Here is an 18635-nt window from a genome sequence, read left to right as displayed (position 1 = left end):
TTCCCGGCCGGGGGCCCATGAAAGCACGCATATGCTGAATCTTCGCAACATCTCCCGTGTCGTCGTCATCGGCGGCGGAACCGCGGGTTGGTTCTCGGCGCTCACGCTGCGCCGCCTGTTCGCACCGAATGTCGAGGTGCGCGTGATCGAGTCGCCCGCCATCGGCATCGTCGGCGTGGGCGAGGGCGGCCTGCTCAACCTGATCGACGCGCTGCGCCGCAACGGCATCGGTCTCAAGGAGTTCGTGCGCGAAACCGGCGCGGCCTTCAAGCTCGGCTTCTGCTACGAAGGCTGGCGCACCGGCGACGACGACGACCGCTACTACCACCTCTTCGGCCGTCCAGGGCTGCAGGAGATCGACTGGATGGAAGCCGGCTTCCATCCTCTGCTCTCGGGCATGGTGCATGAAGGCATCGAGCTGCATCGGTACATACCGGGCTTCGCGTCGATCGCCAGCAATGCATCGCAGCAGCAAGCGGCGGCGATGCTCCAGCTCGGCGAGAGTTCGGGCCTGTCGGCGTCCTTCCATTTCGACAGCCACAAGCTGGCCGATTACCTGCGCCGCGTGGCCGTCTCGCGCGGCGTGGTGCACCAGCAGGCCCGCGTCGAGGAGCTGGTGTGCGACGCGCAGGGGCTGGCGCGCGCCGCAAGGCTCGAAGGCGTCGAGGAGGTCGTCGGACTCGACCTGCTCATCGATGCGTCCGGGCTGGCACGACTGGGCATCGGCGGCAAGCTGGGCGTGCGCTGGCGCTCGTTCTCCGACTACCTGCTGCTGGATCGGGCCGTGCCTTTCCACATGCCGCATCCGCAGCCCAATCCGTCGCTGGTCACGCGAGCGATCGCGATGCCCGCGGGCTGGATGTGGCAGATACCGCTGATGGAGCGCGTGGGCGCCGGCTACGTCTTCAGCAGCGCCCATACCGACGAGGCGCAGGTCGTCGACGAGATCCATCGCCGCATCGGCCCCGGGATCGAGCCCATGCGCACGCTCAGGTTCGAGCCCGGCCACTTCGAGCAGGTCTGGGTCGGCAACGTGATGGCGATCGGGCTGGCCTCGGGCTTCGTGGAGCCGCTGGAGGCGACTTCCATCGGGCAGATGCTCGAGCAGCTGCGCAATTTCGAGCGCATCGTCGCCGCGGGTGACGGTGTGGTGGCGGGGCACCTGATCGACGACTTCAACGAAGCCAATGCGCGTTGCTGGTCCGGCATCCGGGACTTCCTGCGCATGCACTACGACTGCCCGCGGCGAGACACCGCCTTCTGGCGCGACGTGGCGGAACTGCCGCTGCCGCCCAGCTACGCAGAGCTGTGGGCGTGCTTTCAGCAGCGCACCCCGCGGATGGTCGACGTGCAGGCCTACGCCATCAACGGATGGCAGGGAATCTTCCACGCCATCAACTGGCTCTTCGTGGCCGCGCCGCTGGGCGTGGTGCCGCGCGAGGCGGCTGCGGCCGAACTGGCGAGCCTGCCCGCCGCCAGCCGCAGGCGCGTGGGGGCCTACATCAACCGGATGCGCGAACTCGGCGCTGCGGGCAATTTCTCTTCCACGCAGGAGCGAAGCGCGTGACCCCTCGAACGAAACTCTGCGCGGCCGCCTTGGTGGCCCTGGCCGGCCTGCCCGCCGCCGCGCAGGATGCTCCTGTCGAGCTGAAGGCGTCGCGGCGGCTCGCGCCTAGCGCACTGGCTCGCGAGCTCGGTGCAGCCCGCGCCACGGCGGCGATGCATTCATCGACTCAGGCAGCCGCCGAAGACTCGAAGCCCTTGGAGCTGGCCGATGCCGTGCGCCGCGCGGTGGCGCGCCATCCGTCCATCGCCGATGCCATCGCCACGCTGGCGCAGCAGTCCGGAGGCGTCGACGTGGCGCGCGCCGGCTACTACCCGCAGGTGAAGCTGGGCATGGGGGCAGGCCTCAACAACAACAGCGGCGGCGCAAGGCGCGGCAACGGCATGCTCGCCAGCGCCTCGCTGTCGCAGATGCTCTACGACTTCGGCAAGGTCTCGGGCGCTGTCGACCAGTCCGAGGCGCAGGTCCGGCGCCAGCAGGCCATCGTGCTGAGGCAGATCGATGCGGTCGCGCAGCAGACGGCCGAGGCCGTGGTCAGGGCGCACCGCTACCAGTCGCTCGCCGCGATCGCGCAGGAGCAGGTAAACGCGGTCGAGAAGGTGCTCGAGACCGCGCGGCTGCGCGCGAAGTCGGGGCTGAGCACCGGGGCCGATCCGCTGCAGGCCGAGTCGCGCGTCGAGAGTGCGCGCGCCAACCTGCTGCAGGTGAAGTCGCTGCTCGCGCAGTCGCGCGAACGCCTGGCAACGCTGCTGGGCGGCCCCGCCCCGGCGCTCGTCGCAGCGCTGCCGCAGCAGCTGGCCAGCGAGCTGCGCTTCGACCAGCCGCCGGACACCAGCCTGCTGCCCGAAGTGCTGACCGCAGAGGCGGACCGGCGCGTTGCCGCCGCCCAGCTCGATGTCGCGAAGGCGCAGCGCTACCCGACGCTCAGCCTCGACGTCTCCGCCAACAAGGCCATGGGCGGAGTCAACCCAGGCACGCTGGAACGCAACGGCTTCAACCACACGGTCATGTTCAACCTCTCCAGCGCGATCTACCAGGGCGGCGCGATGGACGCCCAGGTGCGCTCGGCCACCGCCGCCGAGGAGGCCGCGCGCATGCGCATCGATGCCGCCCGCCTGAATGCGGGCGACCAGGCGCGCAGCTTCCGCGAGCAGGTCGCCGGCGCGCAGGCACGACTGGGCGTGCTGGCCGAGCGGCGCCGCAGCATCGCCGAGGCACGCGACCTCTACCGCGAGCAGTACACGCTCGGCACGCGCTCCATCCTCGACCTGCTCAACGCCGAGCAGGAGATCCACCAGGCCGCGGCCGACCAGGAGGCCGTGCTGCACGACCTCTGGGAGAGCCGCATCGGCTACATCGGCGCGACGGGACAGGGCCGCGCCTTCTACGGCCTCGACAACACAACCGTCCAGGGAATGGAGCTGCTTCCATGAAACTGCCTCCGCAGTACACCAGCTGGCTCGACGCCATGCTCTACGTCGCACGCCACTACGGCATCGGCGCCTCGCAGGAGCGCGTGCGCGTCTCGCTGGCATGGGAGCGCGGCGCGCCGCTGGACGCGCTGCTCGACCACATGGCGCGGCACCTGGGCCTCGCGTTGCGGCTCGACGCCTTTTCCCGCACGCAGCTCGACCCTTGGCGGCTGCCTCTGGTGGTGGAGTTCGACAACGGCGAGGTCGGGGTGGTCCGCACGGCCGACGGCAGCGGCAGGCTGGGCGTGCTGTTGTGCGGCGACCAGGGACTGGAGACCTCGCTGTCCGTCGACGAGCTCTGTGCGCGCGCGCAGCGCGCCGCCATCCTGCGGCCCAACACGGCCGTGCCCGACGCGCGCGTGGACGACTACATCCGTCCCTACCGCAAGGACTGGTTCTGGGCCGTCGCCCTGCGCGACTGGCGCCGCTATGGCGACATCGTGCTGGCCTCGGTCTTCGCGAACGTGCTGGCGCTGGCCTCGACGATCTTCTCGATGCAGATCTACGACCGGGTGGTGCCCGCCCAGTCGGAGTCCACGCTGTGGGTGCTGTTCGGCGGCGTCATGCTCGCCGTGGCCTTCGAGTTCCTGCTGCGCACGTCGCGCACGCACATCTCCGACGTGATCGGCAAGCGTGCAGACCTCAAGGTGTCCGATCTCGTCTTCGGCCACGCGCTGCGCGTGCGCACCGACGCCCGCTCCAAGTCCACCGGCTCCTTCATCGCCCAGGTGCGCGAGGTGGAGCAGGTGCGGGAGCTGCTCACCTCCACCACCATCGGCGCGGTGGCGGACCTGCCGTTCTTCGTGCTCTTCCTGGTCGTGCTGTGGCTGGTGGCGGGACCTCTCGCGCTGGTGGCGCTGGCCGCGGTGCCCCTGCTGGTGATTCCGGGGCTGCTGATCCAGAAGCCTCTCGCACGGCTCGCCAGCGAGGGCATGCGCGAGTCGGCGCTGCGCAATGCGCTGCTGGTCGAAGCCGTCGAGGGCCTGGAAGACATCAAGCTGATGCGCGCAGAGCCGCGCTTCCAGAACCAGTGGAACCACGCCAACGACGTCGCGGCCGGCGTCAGCATGCGCCAGCGCTTTCTCACGGGGCTGCTCATGACGTGGACGCAGGAGGTGCAGACCATCGTCTACGCGGTGACGCTGCTGGCCGGCTGCTTCCTGGTGATGAAGGGCGACATGACCACCGGTGCGCTGGTGGGATCGTCGATCCTCGCCTCGCGCATGATCGCGCCGCTCGCGCAGCTTTCGGGCGTGTTTGCGCGCTGGCAGCAGGCCAAGGTGGCGCGGGCCGGGCTCGACCAGCTCATGCAGCGGCCGGTAGACCACCCCGAGCGTGCGCGCCTGGTCCACGTGTCCGCAATGCAGGGACGCTACAACGTCGCAGGCGTCGAATTCCGCTACGGCAAGGACGACAGGAGCCCGGCCTTCGCGGCCGCGCAGCTGCAGATACAGCCCGGCGAGAAGGTCGCGCTGCTGGGCCGCATGGGCGCGGGCAAGTCCACGCTGCTGCAGCTGCTGGCCGGCCTGCAGTCGCCCCAGCGCGGGCATGTGACGCTCGATTCGCTCGACATCGCGCTGATCGACCCGTCCGACCTGCGCCGCGACGTGGGCCTGCTCACGCAGAACGCGCGGCTCTTCCACGGCTCGATCCGCGAGAACGTCACCATGGGCATGCCGCTGGCGACCGACGATCAGCTGCTGGAGGCGCTCACGATGGCCGGCGCCCTGCCTTTCGTGCAGTCCCGCGCGGAAGGCCTGGGCGAGATGATCCACGAGGGCGGCCTCGGCCTCTCGGGCGGCCAGCGGCAGGCGCTGCTTCTCGCGCGCACGCTCATACGCCAGCCGTCGATCGTGCTGCTGGACGAACCCACCGCGCATTTCGACGAAGTCACGGAACGCCAGGTCATCGATTCGCTCGGCGACTGGCTGGCGCCGCGCACGCTGGTGGTGGCGACGCACCGCATGCCGGTGCTGCACTGGGTGGACCGGATCATCGTGGTCGATGGCGGGCGCGTGGTTCTGGATGGTCCGAGGGACCGCGTGATTGGAGAGCTTTCCCATGGCAACAGCAACGTCTGAAGCGGGCCGTCCCAGTACCGTGGGTGGCGAAGTGGTGGTGGCCGACGCCGCGCAGGTCGTAGCGAAGACGGTCGCGGAATTTCCCGCGCAGCCTGCCGCGGCCGAACCGGCAGCGCCGGTACCTCCGTCGAGGCCGCCGTCGCGGCTGCCCGTGGCGCCTGCCGCCGCACCCCGCTCGCCCTCCGAGCCGCCGCTGCCGCGCTCCTCGCTGATCGTCTGGATCGTCAGCGCGGCGCTGCTCCTGCTGCTGGCGTGGGCCTGGCGCTTCGAGCTCGACGAGGTGTCCACCGGTACCGGCAAGGTGGTGCCGTCGTCGAAGGAGCAGATGGTGCAGTCGCTCGAAGGCGGCATCCTGGTCGACCTGAAGGTGGCCGAGGGCGACATCGTCGAGGAGGGGCAGGTGCTCGCGCAGCTCGACAGGACCAAGACCGAGTCGACCGTGCAGGAGAGCGCGTCCCGCGTGCGCGCGGCGCTCGCCATGTCGGCGCGGCTGACGGCCGAGGTGGGCGGCACGCCGCTGGCGTTTCCGCCGGAGGTGCAGGCCGACACCGACCTCGTGCGCACCGAGACCGCGCTCTACCGCTCGCGCCGGGAGCAGCTCTCGAGCAGTCTCGCCGGCGTGACGCAGGCGCTGGCGCTGATGCGCAGCGAACTGGCGCTGACCGAGCCGCTGGTGTCGCGCGGCGCCGCGAGCGACGTCGAGGTGCTGCGCCTGAAGCGCCAGATCAACGAGGCCGAGAGCAAGGCGGCCGACATCCGCAGCCAGTACTACGTGAAGGCGCGCGAGGAGCTCGCCAGGGCCAACGCCGAGATCGAGGCGCAGCGCTCGGTGACGCGCGGACGCTCCGATTCGCTCACGCGCCTGACCTTCGCCTCGCCGGTGCGCGGCATCGTCAAGGACATCGCAGTGACCACGGTGGGCGGCGTGCTGCCGCCGGGGGGCAAGCTCATGGAGATCGTGCCGCTCGACGAGAAGCTGCTGGTGGAGGCGCGCATCTCGCCGCGCGACGTGGCCTTCATCCACCCGGGGCAGGAGGCGACGGTGAAGGTGACGGCCTACGACTACGCCATCTTCGGTGGCCTGCCGGGCAAGGTGACGACGATCTCGCCCGACACCATCCAGGACGACGTGAGGCGCGACGTGTACTACTACCGCGTGTACATCCGCACCGACGCCGACCACCTGACGAACAGGAGCGGCAAGAGCTTCCCGATCGTGCCCGGGATGATCGCCTCGGTGGACATCCACACCGGCAGCAAGTCGGTGCTCGACTACCTGGTCAAGCCGCTCAACAAGGCGCGCGAGGCGCTGCGCGAGCGCTGAGGCGAACGAGCAAGCAAGCGAAGAAGCGAACACGCGAAGAGGCGGAACAACGCAGAGGCGAAGGGAGCGCGACGATGGCGAAGGCGGGCACGAAGAAGACGAAGTCACCGGTTCCGGTGCGCAGGCCGGCGATCACGCAGCAGGCGCTGGACGCCCTCGGCACGAGGTTCCGCGCGGCCTTTGCGGCAGGCGACTACGAGAAGGCGCGGGGCTTCGCGTCGCAGGCATGGCAGGCCACGTACAGCCCGCAGCCGCTGGCCGACGTCGCGCTGTGCCTGCTGAGGCTCGGCCAGCCGCAGCAGGCCTATCACCTCTACCTGCGCGTCATCGGCGAACTCGGTACCGCCAACACCTTCGACGGGCTGGCCGAGGCGGCCGGGCAGCTCGGCAAGCGCGACGAGGTGCGCAGGTTCGGCTCCGAGTCGCTGCGGCTGAAGATGCTGGAGGCCGACAGGGAGCCGGCTGCCACCACCGTCGGCCTGCCCGTACCTTGCCGCTTCGACGAACGTAACCGCCATCGCAACCTCATCGCCTTCAGCCTCTTCGGCGGCGATCCGCGCTACTGCGAGATGGCTGTACTCAACGTGCGGGCCGCGCGCGAGTTCTTCCCGGCGTGGCTGTGCCGCTTCTATGTAGACGATTCCGTGCCGGTCGACGTCTGCGGCCGGCTGATGCGGGAGGGCGCCGCGGTGATCGACGTGCGCTCCATCGGCGGTCAGGACCTGCCGGGCACCATGTGGCGCTTCCTCGCGCTCGACGACCCCTGCGTCCACCGCGTGCAGTTCCGCGATGCCGATTCACTGCTGTCCACCCGCGACCAGGCTGCGGTGCGCGCGTGGTGTGCCTCCGACCGCTGGTTCCACGTGATGCGCGACTACCACTCGCACACCGAGCTCATGCTCGCCGGCATGTGGGGCGCGTGTGCCGGCGTGTTCTGGGACATGGCCGGCGACATGCGCGCCTACCTGCGCAGCCGCCCTTTTTCCTCGCGTTATGCCGACCAGCATTTCCTGCGGCACCGGGTGTGGAAGGTCGCCCAGCGCAGCCTGCTCATGCACGACGAGTGGTTCGACCTGCCGGGGAGCGAGCCCTTTCCGCCCCACGTGCCGATGACGGTGGACGCGCGCTACGCCCACGTGGGCGCCAACATCGGCGCACCCTCGATGCAGGTGGTGCACGAGGCGCCCGACGGCACCCAGGTGCGCTGGACCCTGTACGACGCCGAAGGCCAGCCCGTGTGCAGCTACGACGCGGTCGTGCGCGGCAACGCCTACGAAGCCAGCATTCCGGCGCCCTACGCCGCCGAGATCTCGGCCGGGCGCTGGAAGGTCGTCACGCGCTGAGGCAGCGCGGGAAGGCGAGGCGGGGCGGGGCGGGCGCCGCGCTCAGAACGGCTCGACCGGCAGCGCCCGCTTGTGCGCGCTCTTGCGATGCGTGGAAAGAATGATGCGACGCGCCTCGGCCGACACAGGCTTGCCTTCGAGGAAGTCGTCGATCTGCTCGTAGGTGACGCCGAAGGCGTCCTCGTCGGGCTTGCCCGGCACCAGCGACTCGAGGTCGGCGGTCGGCACCTTGAAGACCAGCGCGTCGGGCGCGCCCAGCAGCTGCGCCACCGCGCGCACGCGGCGCTTGCTGAGGCCGGTCAGCGGCGTGATGTCGGCCGCGCCGTCGCCGAACTTGGTGAAGAAGCCCATCAGCGCTTCGGCCGCATGGTCGGTGCCGATGACGATGCCGTCGTGCGCGCCGGCCACCGCGAACTGCGCGATCATGCGCTGGCGCGCCTTGATGTTGCCGAGCACGAAGTCTTCATGCGCCGCATCGCGGAACTCCAGGTCGCCGGCCTTCAGCGCCGCGAGCATGGCGTCGGCCGCGGGGCGGATGTCCACCGTGATCGTGCGGTCGGGCTTCATCACCGCGAGCGAGGCCTGCGCCTCGGCCTCGTCCTTCTGCACGCCGTAGGGCAGGCGCATCGCGATGAAGCTCGCGTCGTAGCCCGTGGCGCGCAGCTTCTCGACCGCGCGCTGCGCGAGGCAGCCGGCGGTCAGCGAATCGACGCCGCCGCTGATGCCCAGCACCAGCGTCTTCAGGCCGGTCTGCTTCAGGTAGCTTGCGAGAAAGTCGACGCGCCGCTCCAGTTCGCGGGCTGCATCGAAGACGGGCGCGACATGCAGCGCCGCGATGATCTCGCGCTGCGTGTCGTCGACGGGGGAGAGGTCGTGATTCATACGGCGATTTTTCCTGAGATTCTTCGAGTGGAACACCGCGGAACCGGCTTTGCCGGGCCGCGGGTGTTGCCCCCGGTAGGGGGATGGCGAAGCGACACGAAGTGCGCGCAGCCTGGGGGCGAACTAGAAGTCCACGAGGCTGAGGCCGATGCTGAGCACCGTGCGCTTGCGGTTGTAGTCCGCCAGCGTGTCGCCGTAGCCCGAGAACAGCTGCGTGTGGAAGCGCAGGTTGCTCTTGGTCGGGTCGCCGATGGCTTTCAGCCATTCGAGGCGGATCGAGCCGCGGCCGCTGTCGCGCAGGTTGTTGCGCACGGTCACGGCGAGCTGGTTGTCGCGGTTGAGGTTCCAGCGGCCGGTGATCTCGGCGCGGCCGATGTAGTCCGCGATGTCGGGGTTGTCGTCCTTCGCGGCGCTTTCGGAGATGCGCTTCCAGATGCGGCCGGTGATGGTGAAGCGGTCGTCCAGCTCGGCGCCGCCCATCAGGTACACGCGGTTCCAGCTGCGCGACAGCGGCAGGCTCTGCCCGTTGGACTGGTGCACGATGCCCAGGCCGGCATAGCGCCAGCGCCAGCCGCCCGGCAGCTTGAAGTCGGCCGGGTAGACGTACATCAACTCGGGCTCGTGGTCGGTGGTGCGGAAGGGCCGCGAGATGGAGCCGTTGAACAGCTGCCAGGTCGACTGCTGGCTGTAGGCGAACCACAGCGAGTCCTTCTTGACTGGGTCGTTCTGCGTGAGCAGGCCCTGCGCGAGCTTGGTGCGCACCGACAGGCCGATGCGCATCTCGTTGGCCTGGTAGGCCACGGGGTCGGCGGTGTGGTCGGGCGAAGGCGAGGTCGGCGTCTCCGGCTTCTTGGTGGCGGCCGAGACCGACACGTTCAGCGGACGGTAGCCGCGGAAGCCGAAGGTGCCGCAGTCGGTGGCGTTCTCCAGTTCCCAGAAGCGCGAGAGCGCCGAGTACTGGCGGTCGCGGCAGCCCTCGGTGGTGGCCACCGAGACCACGCGCGTGGCGGGCACCGATCCGTCCACCGGCGGCTGCGTGCTCGCGAGCACCGGCGGGGCAGGCGGCACCGCGGCGGCGGGCAGCGTCTGCTGCTGCGCCCAGCGGTCGAAGCACGCCAGGCGGGCCTCGTTGTTGGCGCCGAGCGCGGTGCACTGCTGCCAGGTGAGCTGCGAGTCGGCCAGCGGGCTCGGGGGCTTGTCCACGGCCTGCGCGTGCAACGCGCCCGCCGTACCGCCCAGGCAGGTCGCCACGGCGGCGAGCGTGCCGAACCCGAATCGGGACCGCGGGATGATCTTCTTCGTCTTCGTCATGGCTTCTTTCCTTCCTGTGCCACTGTCTTGCTGAGCACGAACGGGTGCGTGCTCTCGTCGGCCGCATTGCGCCAGGTGCCCCTGAATTCGCGGCCGCACGAGCCGGCCTGCAGCTTGCCGGACCAGACGCCGCTGATGGCGCGCCCGTCCTGCGATTCGTCGATGGAGAGCGCGCCTTCGTCGTCCACGTCGCCCGCGAGCTGCGCGACCGTGGCCTTCGCCGGGTTGGCGCCGTTGCGCGTGATGGTGCCGCGCACGCCGTCGTAGTCGGGGTGCTTGCCGAGCTGCACGACGGCCACGGCCGGCAGGTTGTCGAAGCGGGCTTCCCAGCTGCCGTAGAGCGATTCCAGCGGCAGGTCGCGCGCGTCGGTGGGGCAGTCGGGGTTGACGCCTCTCATCGAGGCGCAGCCCGAAAGGAGGGCAATGGCGCCGGCGAGCAGCGCAGCGGTCGCGGTGGTCTTCTTCTTCATCGTGTTCGTCGTCGTCCTCGCTGTCGTCCTCATGGCGCCGAGGCGGCCGCTGCCGCCTTCGCCGCGCTGTCCTGCGCCTTGCGCGCGAACTCGGCGCGCAGCGCCTTGAGCTTCTCGCGCGGGTCTTCCCTGGTGGTGGCCTTGTCCAGGCCCATCTCGGCGATGAAGCGGCTGGGCACGCAGGGCACCATCTCGCGGCCCTGCTTGCGCTTCTTGGTCCAGCTCACGGCCAGGCTGCGCTGCGCGCGCGTGATGCCCACGTACATCAGGCGGCGCTCTTCCTGCAGGCGCTGCAGCGTGTCTTCGCTGACCTGCTGCTGGCGGCCGTTGTCGTCGTCGAGCTTGAAGGGCAGCAGGCCCTCGCTCACGCCGATGAGCATCACGTGCGGCCACTCGAGGCCCTTGGAGGCATGCAGCGTGGAGAGCGTGACCACGTCCTGGTCCTGCTCGCGCTCGCTGATGGTGGACAGCAGCGAGATCGTCTGCGCCACCTCGAGCAGGCTCTTGCGCTCGCTCTCGATGCCACCGCTGTCGGCGCCGGATGCGTCGTCGAGCGTGCCGCCGGCGCGCTGCGACATCCAGTCGACGAACTCCAGCACGTTGGTCCAGCGCGAGGCCGCGGCGGCCTCGCTGTCCTCGCCGTCGTAGAGGTGCTTCTCGTACTCGATCTCCTTGAGCCAGTCGAGCATGAAGGTGCGCGAGTCCTCGGCGCCCATGGTGCGGCGCGCACGGTATTCGAGGTCGTTGATGTAGCGGCCGAACTCGTGGATGCCCTCGAGCGTGCGCTTGGGCAGCACGCTGGGCAGCGAGGGGCTGAAGAGGGCCTCGAACAGGCTCAGCTTGTACTGGCTCGCGAAGGTGCCGAGGCTGGCGAGCGTGGTGTGGCCGATGCCGCGCTTGGGCGTGGTGATGGCGCGCAGGAACGCCGGGTCGTCGTCGTTGTTGACCCACAGGCGGAACCAGCCGCACAGGTCCTTGATCTCGGCGCGGTCGAAGAAGCTCTGGCCGCCGGAGACCTTGTACGGGATCTGCGCCTTGCGCAGCGCCTGCTCGAACACGCGCGCCTGGTGGTTGGCGCGGTAGAGGATGGCGAAGTCGCGGTACTCCTTGTACTGCTTGCCCTGCGTGGTGGCCTCGCCCGCGCGGATGCTGATGATGCGAGCCACCGCGCGCTCGGCCTCGTGCGCCTCGTTGTCGGCATCGACGATGCGCACCGGCTCGCCTTCGCCGAGTTCGGAGAACAGCGTCTTCGGAAAGAGCTTCGGGTTCGGCCCGATCACGTTGTTGGCCGCGCGCAGGATGGCGCTGGTGGAGCGGTAGTTCTGCTCCAGCTTGATGACCTTGAGCTTCGGATAGTCGACCGGCAGCTTGCGCAGGTTGTCCAGCGTGGCGCCGCGCCAGCCGTAGATGGACTGGTCGTCGTCGCCCACCGCGGTGAAGTGGCCGCGCTCGCCGGCCAGGGCCTTGAGCACGTCGTACTGCGTGGCGTTGGTGTCCTGGTATTCGTCGACGAGGATGTGGCCCATCTTCGCCTGCCACTTGGCGCGTACTTCGGGGAACTCGTACAGCAGCTTCAGCGGCATGCCGATGAGGTCGTCGAAGTCCACGCTCTGGTAGGCCAGCAGGCGCTCCTCGTAGCGCGCCATGATCTTCGCGGTGATGCGCTCGTTGTCGTCGGCCGCCTGGGCCTCGGCCTGCGCGGCGTTCAGGCCCATGTTCTTCCACTTGCTGATGGTCCACTGCCAGATGCGGGCGGTGGCCGCGTCGGTGGTGCCGCCGGCGTCCTTCAGGATCTTGGTCACGTCGTCGGCATCGAGGATGCTGAACGCGTTCTTCAGGCCGAGCACGCTGCCGTCCTCGCGCATCATGCGCACGCCCAGCGCGTGGAAGGTGCACACCACCACCTTGCGCGCGTCCTTGCCGATGAGGTCTTTCGCGCGCTCGCGCATCTCGGCGGCGGCCTTGTTGGTGAAGGTGATGGCCGCGATGCGCTGCGGCTCGATGCCCGACTGGATCAGCCGGCCGATCTTGTGGGTGATCACTCGCGTCTTGCCCGAGCCCGCGCCGGCGAGCACCAGGCAGGGACCGCTCATGTAGTTGACCGCTTCGAGCTGTGCGGGATTGAGACCGTGGGACATGGGAGGAAAAGAGAACCGAGGAAGCCGGAAACTGCCGCCGCAAACGCCGTGGGGAACGGCCGGCGCAAAGCGGGCAATGATACGGGGCCGGCGCTTTCGAGGCTGTAGGCGCGCAACGCCGATGCATCCCCCGGCAGCGGGCAACGACAATGGGGTGTGCTGGCTGTATTCCTTGTTACTTTCCCTTTCTTCGCGCTGATCGCGGCCGGCTACGGCGCGGCGCGCGCCCGCATCCTGCCGCTGGACGCCATTCCCGGCCTCAACACCTTCGTGCTGTATTTCGCGCTGCCGTGCATGCTGCTGCGCTTCGGGGCCGGCACGCCCATCGGTCAGCTGCTGGACGGCAGCGTCGCACTGGTTTGGGGCATCTGCGCGCTGGCGGTGGTGGCGGGCGTGGTGGCCTTCACGCGGAATGCGCGCGTGGGCTGGAACGACGCCGCCTTCGGCGCGCTGGTGGCCGCGTTCCCGAACACCGGCTTCATGGGCGTGCCGCTGCTGGTGGCCATCCTCGGCGCGCAGGCGGCGGGGCCGATCATCATCATGATCGCGTTCGACCTGGTCGTCACTTCCTCGCTGTGCATCGCGCTCTCGCGGCTCGACGGGGCCGGGGAGGCCGGGCGGCACGGTGCCATGCTGGCGGCGCGCAAGGCGCTGCGCGGCATCGTGGTCAACCCGATGCCGTGGTCGATCCTGCTGGGCGTGCTGCTGTCGGCCGCGCGCTGGACGCTGCCGGGCCCCGTCGAGCGGACCGTCGCCATGCTGGCCGACGCGGCCTCGCCGGTGGCGCTCTTCACCATCGGCGCGGTGCTGGCCCGCTCGGCGCTGCTGGCGCGCGAGCACGACGCGAGTGCGGCCGTGGCCGAGGCCATGGGCGCCACCGGCCGCATGCTGGCGGCCAGGGCGCCGTGGAGCGACGTGCTGCCGGTGGTGGCGGTGAAGCTCATCGTGCATCCGCTGCTGGTCTGGGGGTTGGGGCGGGGCGCCATCGCGCTGGGGCTGCCGCTGTCGCACGCGGCGCTCGTCGCCATCGTGCTGGTGGCGGCACTGCCGAGCGCGAGCAACGTGTCGATGCTGGCCGAGCGCTTCGGCGCGGACAACGGGCGCATCGCCCGCATCATCTTGTGGACGACGGTGATCGCCTTCCTGAGCTTTCCCCTGGCAGTGAGCGCGCTACGGAGTTAGCACGCCGAGCTTGAACGGATCGGCATCGGCCAGGCGCTCGCACTTCGAGAAGTCGCGGCCCTGCGTGCCGTCGCAGTAGTAGGTGTTGTAGATGCGGCCGAAGAGGGTGGGGCTCGCGGTGAAGAGCACGCCGTGGTCGGGCTGCCAGTTGTCCTTGGCGTCCCCCGTTGCAGAAGGCGCCGCGCTGGTCTCGATGGGCTTGGCAACGGCCGAGGTGGGCGTGAATTCGGCCAGCGTCTTGTGGGCCTCGTCGCCGCGCCAGCGCACGGCTAACTCGGCGGCGGTGGGGCGCTGCGCCACCGGAAGCAGGATGCCGTTGACCTGCGGGCCGTAGCCGAAGCGATGGGTCTTGCCGGCCAGGAAGGCGTAGGCGCAGGCTGCCATGCACTGGCCGCGCACTTCGGTCTGCACGCCGCTCGCGCGGATCGCGTCGGCAAAGGCGCCGGCCGCGTCGGCGGTGCCGCCGAAGGAGTCCTCGAAGACCACGGTGTGGATTGTTCCGCTGGTCAGGCGGTCGGTGAATTCCTTGATCGCGCTGCCGTCGAGCATGCCCGACACCACGAGCCGGCTGCCCTGAAGTTCCAGTTCGGCCGCAGCGGCGGGCGGCGCGGCGAGGGCAACAGCGAGGCCGAGGAGGCCCACGAGGCCGGAGGGGCCCGATGCCAGCGAGAGGGACCAACCACGAAGAGACGGCGGTTTCACGGTGACCTACCTTTGCGACCAGTAGCGAGGCAGTTTGGAGTTCGCGATCCGCGGCGGGTTCGCGTCTTTACAGCTTGTGCAGCGCAGCGAGCGCCGTCAACTTATTTTTCACATATTTTCGGTAATCCTGGGCATGCCGTAAGGCATAGCTGTCGGCTACCACTTCAGATGAATGCTTGGGTTTGCAGATGCACTGCTACAGTGTTCACAAGTCAAAGATGTGAATGGGGCGCGCGATGGCAATTCTGGTTCGCATCCTTCTGTGGCTGGCCTGGCTCTCGGCAGTCGGCTGGTTCTGGCATGCCGGCAAGTTCGGCACCGCCACCGCGATCGCGCTCGCCGCGCTGAGCCTCGTGGTGTTCGCATGGCCGGTGGGCGTCGCGCGGCGCAGGCACGACGAACTGCGCTACGTCGACATGGGCAAGGAGCCGACCGGCTACCACTGAAACCGCGGTCTCAGGGCCTGCGGACGCCGCCGGCGTCAGATGCTGTGCGGATCGACGTCGATCAGCCAGCGGATCACCCCCTTGCCCTCGGGCGTGCGCCGCAGTTCGTGCAGCAGTGGCTGCCATGCCGCAAGCAGCTTCTGCAGTGCGGCGCGCGAGGGGCTCTCGATCAGCATCTGCGCACGCTCCACGTTCGCCACGCGCTGGATCGCCAGCGGCACTGCCGGGTAGCGCGTGACGATGTCGGCGCCCGGCAGCGACTCGGCCTGGTCGGCCGCCGTGTTCAGGAAACCCTGTGCCACCGACTGCTCGCGTGCGTCGGCCCGCAGCAGCGCCTGGAAGGCGAAGGGCGGCATGCCGGCGGCGCGGCGCTCGTCGAGCTGCTGCGCGGCGAAGGCGGTGTAGTCGTGCCTGCGCAGCGCCATGAAGAGCGGGTGCTGCGCGTGGTGCGTCTGGATCCACATCTCGGCCGTCGCGCCCTGCGCCGCGAGGTACGCGGCGTCGCGGCCCGCGCGGCCGGCCGATTGCATCAGCAGGCTGAAGAGCCGCTCCGGCGCGCGGAAGTCGCTGGAGAACAGCGCGCCGTCGGGGTTCACCGCCGCCACCAGCGTGATGCGGCGGAAGTCGTGGCCCTTGGCGATCATCTGCGTGCCCACCAGCACGTCGACCTCGCCCGCGTGCACGGCGGCGAGCTGCGATTCGAGCGCGCCCTGCTTCTTCGTGCTGTCGGCGTCGATGCGTGCGATGCGCACCGCGCTGCCGTCGGGCCGCTTCACCGATGAGAACAGCTCCGCCAGGTGCTCCTCGAGCCGCTCGGTGCCGCGGCCGACCGGTGCGATGTCGGGATTGCCGCAGGCCGGGCAGGCGCGCGGCACGCGCTCGGTGAAGCCGCAGTGGTGGCAGCGCAGCGTGCGGTCGATCTTGTGGAACACGCGATAGGCGCTGCAGTGCGGGCATTCGCTCTTCCAGCCGCAGTCGCCGCAGGCCAGCACCGGCGCATAGCCGCGTCGGTTGAGGAAGATCATGCTCTGCTCGCCGCGGGCGATGCGCTGGCCGATGGCCTCGAGCAGCGCGCCCGAGATCACCGTCTTCGGCGGCTGCAGGTTCATGTCGACCAGCCGCACGGCGGGCAGCTCGCCCGCGCCGATGCGCGAGGGCATGGCCAGCCGCACGTAGCGACCGCCCGGGTCCTCGCCTTCGGCGGGGCGACTCTGGTGCCAGCTCTCGAGCGAAGGCGTAGCCGAACCCAGGATCACCTTGGCCTTCTCGCGCTGGCCGCGCCATACGGCGAGGTCGCGTGCGGAATAGCGCGCGCCCTCCTGCTGCTTGTAGCTGGGGTCGTGCTCCTCGTCGACCACGATGAGCCTGAGCGCCGGGATCGACGCGAACACCGCCATGCGCGTGCCCAGCACGATGCGCGCCGCACCGCTGTGCGCCGCCAGCCAGCTCGCCAGGCGCTGCGGGTTGGTCATGCCGCTGTGCAGGGACACCACCGCCTCGTCGCCGAAGCGCGCCTTGAATCGGGCCTCGAGCTGCGGCGTGAGGTTGATCTCGGGCACCATCACCAGCGCCTGCGCCTCGGGCTCGCGCGCGAGCAGGTCGGCCACGCAGCGCAGGTAGACCTCGGTCTTGCCGCTGCCGGTGCTGCCGGCGAGCAGGAAAGTGCCCGTTCCCTCGTCGATGCGCGCCAGCACGGCCGCCTGCTCCGCGCTCAGCGCCACCGGGTTCGACGACTCGGCCGTCTGCGCGACCGGTCCGGCCGCGCTCTTGCGCTTGAGCCGGCGTGCGAGCTGCGCGGTCGACAGGTCGCGCAGCTGCGGCGGCAGGGCCGCGAGCGCGATCTCGCCGATCGAGCGCTGGTAGTAGCGCGCGGCGAAGGCCACGAGGTCGCGCCAGCCTTCGCCCAGCGGCGCCAGCGCGTCGAGCGCCGCGCCTACCGGCTTGAGCGCCATGTCGGGCTCGGTGCCTTCCAGCGAGACCGGCTCGTTCCAGACCACGCCCAGCACCTCGCGCCTGCCCAGCGGAACGCGCACCAGCGTGCCCGGCGGCAGCGGCTCGGCGCCCGCGTAGCTCAGCAGATCGCCGAGCGCGGCGTGCGCGGGCGTCTGCACGGCGATGTCGAGCCGCCACGGCAGTGCCGAGGGGGCGCCGTTCGTCGGCTGGTCGCTGTCGTCGAGGGGCAGGCCGGCGGGGGAGATGGGAGATCCTTCTTGGAGCGGTTTGTTAATGAGACTTTGAGCAAGACCACTTAAGTCGTTGATTTTCCAGCGCTTTGGATCCCATCCAGAGTTCCTGTGGATAACTTTGTTGACAAGCAGGCCCGACACGCTGCCAAGCCTTGAAAATCAAGGCTCCGGCTGGATTGCCCGGAAAAAATGCAAAGTTCAAATCCTATACAAATCAACGACTTAGCTTTGCTATCTCTTTGGAAGCACGGAAGATGGGTAACCCGCGAATCTTGCGCACTGCAGCACGCGTTTTGTGCATAAGTGGGGTTGCATATACCGTTTTTGCGCTTGACAAACGGCTGCGGACGGCTTCTTCCGGGTTGCCGCGACCGCGCCGGCCCGGCACCCGCCGTTAACAATCTCAGGCCCGCATCGCCCTGGACTTCGCGTGCACCGCGGCCACCAGGGCCGCCACGTGCTCCGGTGGCGTGAACTGGCTGATGCCGTGCCCCAGGTTGAAGATGTGGGTCGGGCCCGGGGCAGCGCGGTCGGCGTGGGGCTTGCCGAAGGCTTCGAGCACCTTGGCCACTTCGGCCTCGATCTGCGCGGGCTGCGCGAACAGCACGTTGGGGTCGATGTTGCCCTGCAGGGCCTTGGCCTTGCCGTCGGCGCCTTCGGCGACCTGGCGGCGCGCGGCGGCCAGGTTCACGGTCCAGTCGACGCCCAGCACCTGGCAGTCGAGTTCGCGCATGTCCTGGAGCCAGAGGCCGCCGCCCTTGGTGAACACGATGCGCGGCACCGGCTGGCCGTCGGCGCCGGTGCGCTTGAGGCCGGCCAGCACGCGAGCGGTGTAGGCGAGGCTGAATTCCTGGAACGCGCCGTCTGCCAGCACGCCGCCCCAGCTGTCGAAAATCATCACGGCCTGCGCGCCGGCGTCGATCTGGGCGTTGAGGTAGGCGGCCACCGAGTCGGCATTCACGGCCAGCAGGCGGTGCATGAGGTCGGGACGGCCGTAGAGCATGCTCTTTACCAGGCGGTAGTCGCTGGAGCCGGCGCCTTCCACCATGTAGCAGGCCAGGGTCCACGGGCTGCCCGAGAAGCCGATCAGCGGAACGCGGCCGTTCAGCGCCTTGCGGATCGAGGTCACGGCATCGAACACGTAGCGCAGCTTCTCCATGTCGGGCACTTCGAGCGCCCCCACGGCGGCCTCGTCGCGCACCGGGCGGGCGAAGCGCGGGCCTTCGCCGGCCTCGAACGACAGGCCCAGGCCCATCGCGTCGGGCACGGTCAGGATGTCGGAGAACAGGATGGCCGCGTCCAGCGGATAGCGCTCCAGCGGCTGCAGCGTGACCTCGGTGGCGTAGCCGGTGTTGGTGGCCAGCCCCATGAAGCTGCCCGCCTTCGCGCGGGTGGCCACGTATTCCGGCAGGTAGCGGCCGGCCTGGCGCATCAGCCAGACGGGCGTGTGGTCGGTGGCCTGGCGCCAGCAGGCCCGCAGGAAAGTGTCGTTTTGCAATGGGGCGAAAGGCATTTCCCGATTGTCGCAGGGGTG

14 protein-coding genes are annotated in these 18635 nt (G+C 69.5%); 7 read left to right on the top strand and 7 right to left on the bottom strand.

Features of this window, described 5'->3' with window-relative positions; genetic code table 11:
- Positions 1-31: 31 nt before the first annotated feature.
- The 5 genes from FHY06_RS11040 to FHY06_RS11020 all read left to right on the top strand — a co-directional run bounded on the left by FHY06_RS11040 (position 32) and on the right by FHY06_RS11020 (position 7784).
- On the top strand, positions 32-1567 hold the full coding sequence (locus tag FHY06_RS11040; protein WP_184604963.1) for a tryptophan halogenase family protein: 1536 nt from the start codon (positions 32-34) through the stop codon (positions 1565-1567).
- Complete coding sequence (locus FHY06_RS11035) at positions 1564-2997, top strand: TolC family outer membrane protein (protein ID WP_311733679.1); 1434 nt, start codon at positions 1564-1566, stop codon at positions 2995-2997. Before FHY06_RS11040 ends, FHY06_RS11035 begins: the two co-directional genes overlap by 4 nt.
- On the top strand, positions 2994-5117 hold the full coding sequence (locus FHY06_RS11030; protein ID WP_184604961.1) for a type I secretion system permease/ATPase: 2124 nt from the start codon (positions 2994-2996) through the stop codon (positions 5115-5117). Before FHY06_RS11035 ends, FHY06_RS11030 begins: the two co-directional genes overlap by 4 nt.
- A complete protein-coding gene (locus FHY06_RS11025; protein ID WP_260310225.1) occupies positions 5098-6441 on the top strand; it encodes an HlyD family type I secretion periplasmic adaptor subunit in 1344 nt (447 codons plus the stop codon). Before FHY06_RS11030 ends, FHY06_RS11025 begins: the two co-directional genes overlap by 20 nt.
- A 74-nt stretch (positions 6442-6515) precedes the next feature.
- Complete coding sequence (locus FHY06_RS11020; RefSeq protein ID WP_019658310.1) at positions 6516-7784, top strand: tetratricopeptide repeat protein; 1269 nt, start codon at positions 6516-6518, stop codon at positions 7782-7784.
- Positions 7785-7826: 42 nt separating this feature from the next.
- On the opposite strand, the gene nadE is transcribed toward FHY06_RS11020, so the two are convergent.
- From nadE to FHY06_RS11000, 4 genes are all read right to left on the bottom strand, one after another.
- The gene (gene nadE, locus FHY06_RS11015; protein WP_184604959.1) at positions 7827-8666 is read right to left on the bottom strand and encodes an NAD(+) synthase; all 840 of its coding nucleotides are present in this window, start codon (positions 8664-8666) and stop codon (positions 7827-7829) included.
- A 123-nt stretch (positions 8667-8789) separates the two neighbouring features.
- On the bottom strand, positions 8790-9977 hold the full coding sequence (locus tag FHY06_RS11010) for a phospholipase A (RefSeq protein ID WP_184604956.1): 1188 nt from the start codon (positions 9975-9977) through the stop codon (positions 8790-8792).
- Positions 9974-10447: a hypothetical protein gene (locus FHY06_RS11005; RefSeq protein ID WP_184604954.1), complete on the bottom strand. Its 474-nt coding sequence runs from the start codon at positions 10445-10447 to the stop codon at positions 9974-9976. The genes FHY06_RS11010 and FHY06_RS11005 overlap by 4 nt, the downstream gene beginning before the upstream one ends.
- 29 nt (positions 10448-10476) lie before the next feature.
- A complete protein-coding gene (locus tag FHY06_RS11000; RefSeq protein ID WP_019658306.1) occupies positions 10477-12585 on the bottom strand; it encodes an ATP-dependent helicase in 2109 nt (702 codons plus the stop codon).
- A gap of 156 nt (positions 12586-12741) precedes the next feature.
- Here FHY06_RS11000 and FHY06_RS10995 point away from each other — a divergent pair, with 156 nt between their 5' ends.
- Positions 12742-13767, top strand: coding sequence for an AEC family transporter (locus tag FHY06_RS10995; protein WP_184604952.1), 1026 nt, complete (start codon positions 12742-12744; stop codon positions 13765-13767).
- On the opposite strand, the gene FHY06_RS10990 is transcribed toward FHY06_RS10995, so the two are convergent.
- Complete coding sequence (locus tag FHY06_RS10990; protein ID WP_311733678.1) at positions 13756-14469, bottom strand: hypothetical protein; 714 nt, start codon at positions 14467-14469, stop codon at positions 13756-13758. The two genes, FHY06_RS10995 and FHY06_RS10990, sit on opposite strands and share 12 nt — an antisense overlap.
- Positions 14470-14705: 236 nt before the next feature.
- Between FHY06_RS10990 and FHY06_RS10985 the strand changes: the two genes are divergently transcribed.
- Positions 14706-14915 carry a hypothetical protein gene (locus tag FHY06_RS10985; RefSeq protein WP_026346831.1) on the top strand — a complete coding sequence of 70 codons (210 nt, stop codon included), beginning with the start codon at positions 14706-14708 and terminating at the stop codon, positions 14913-14915.
- Positions 14916-14950: 35 nt separating this feature from the next.
- Here FHY06_RS10985 and FHY06_RS10980 read toward each other — a convergent pair whose 3' ends face one another.
- Together FHY06_RS10980 and hemE are read right to left on the bottom strand one after the other, a co-directional pair.
- Entirely contained in the window at positions 14951-17050 is a 2100-nt protein-coding gene (locus FHY06_RS10980; protein WP_184605052.1) for a primosomal protein N', read from the bottom strand.
- Between the two features lie 454 nt (positions 17051-17504).
- Entirely contained in the window at positions 17505-18614 is a 1110-nt protein-coding gene (gene hemE / locus FHY06_RS10975; protein WP_184604949.1) for a uroporphyrinogen decarboxylase, read from the bottom strand.
- Between the last annotated feature and the right edge of the window lie 21 nt (positions 18615-18635).

Source organism: Variovorax atrisoli, assembly GCF_014195185.1.
GTDB lineage: Bacteria > Pseudomonadota > Gammaproteobacteria > Burkholderiales > Burkholderiaceae_C > Variovorax > Variovorax atrisoli.
This window is presented reverse-complemented; position numbering and strand designations above follow the sequence as displayed.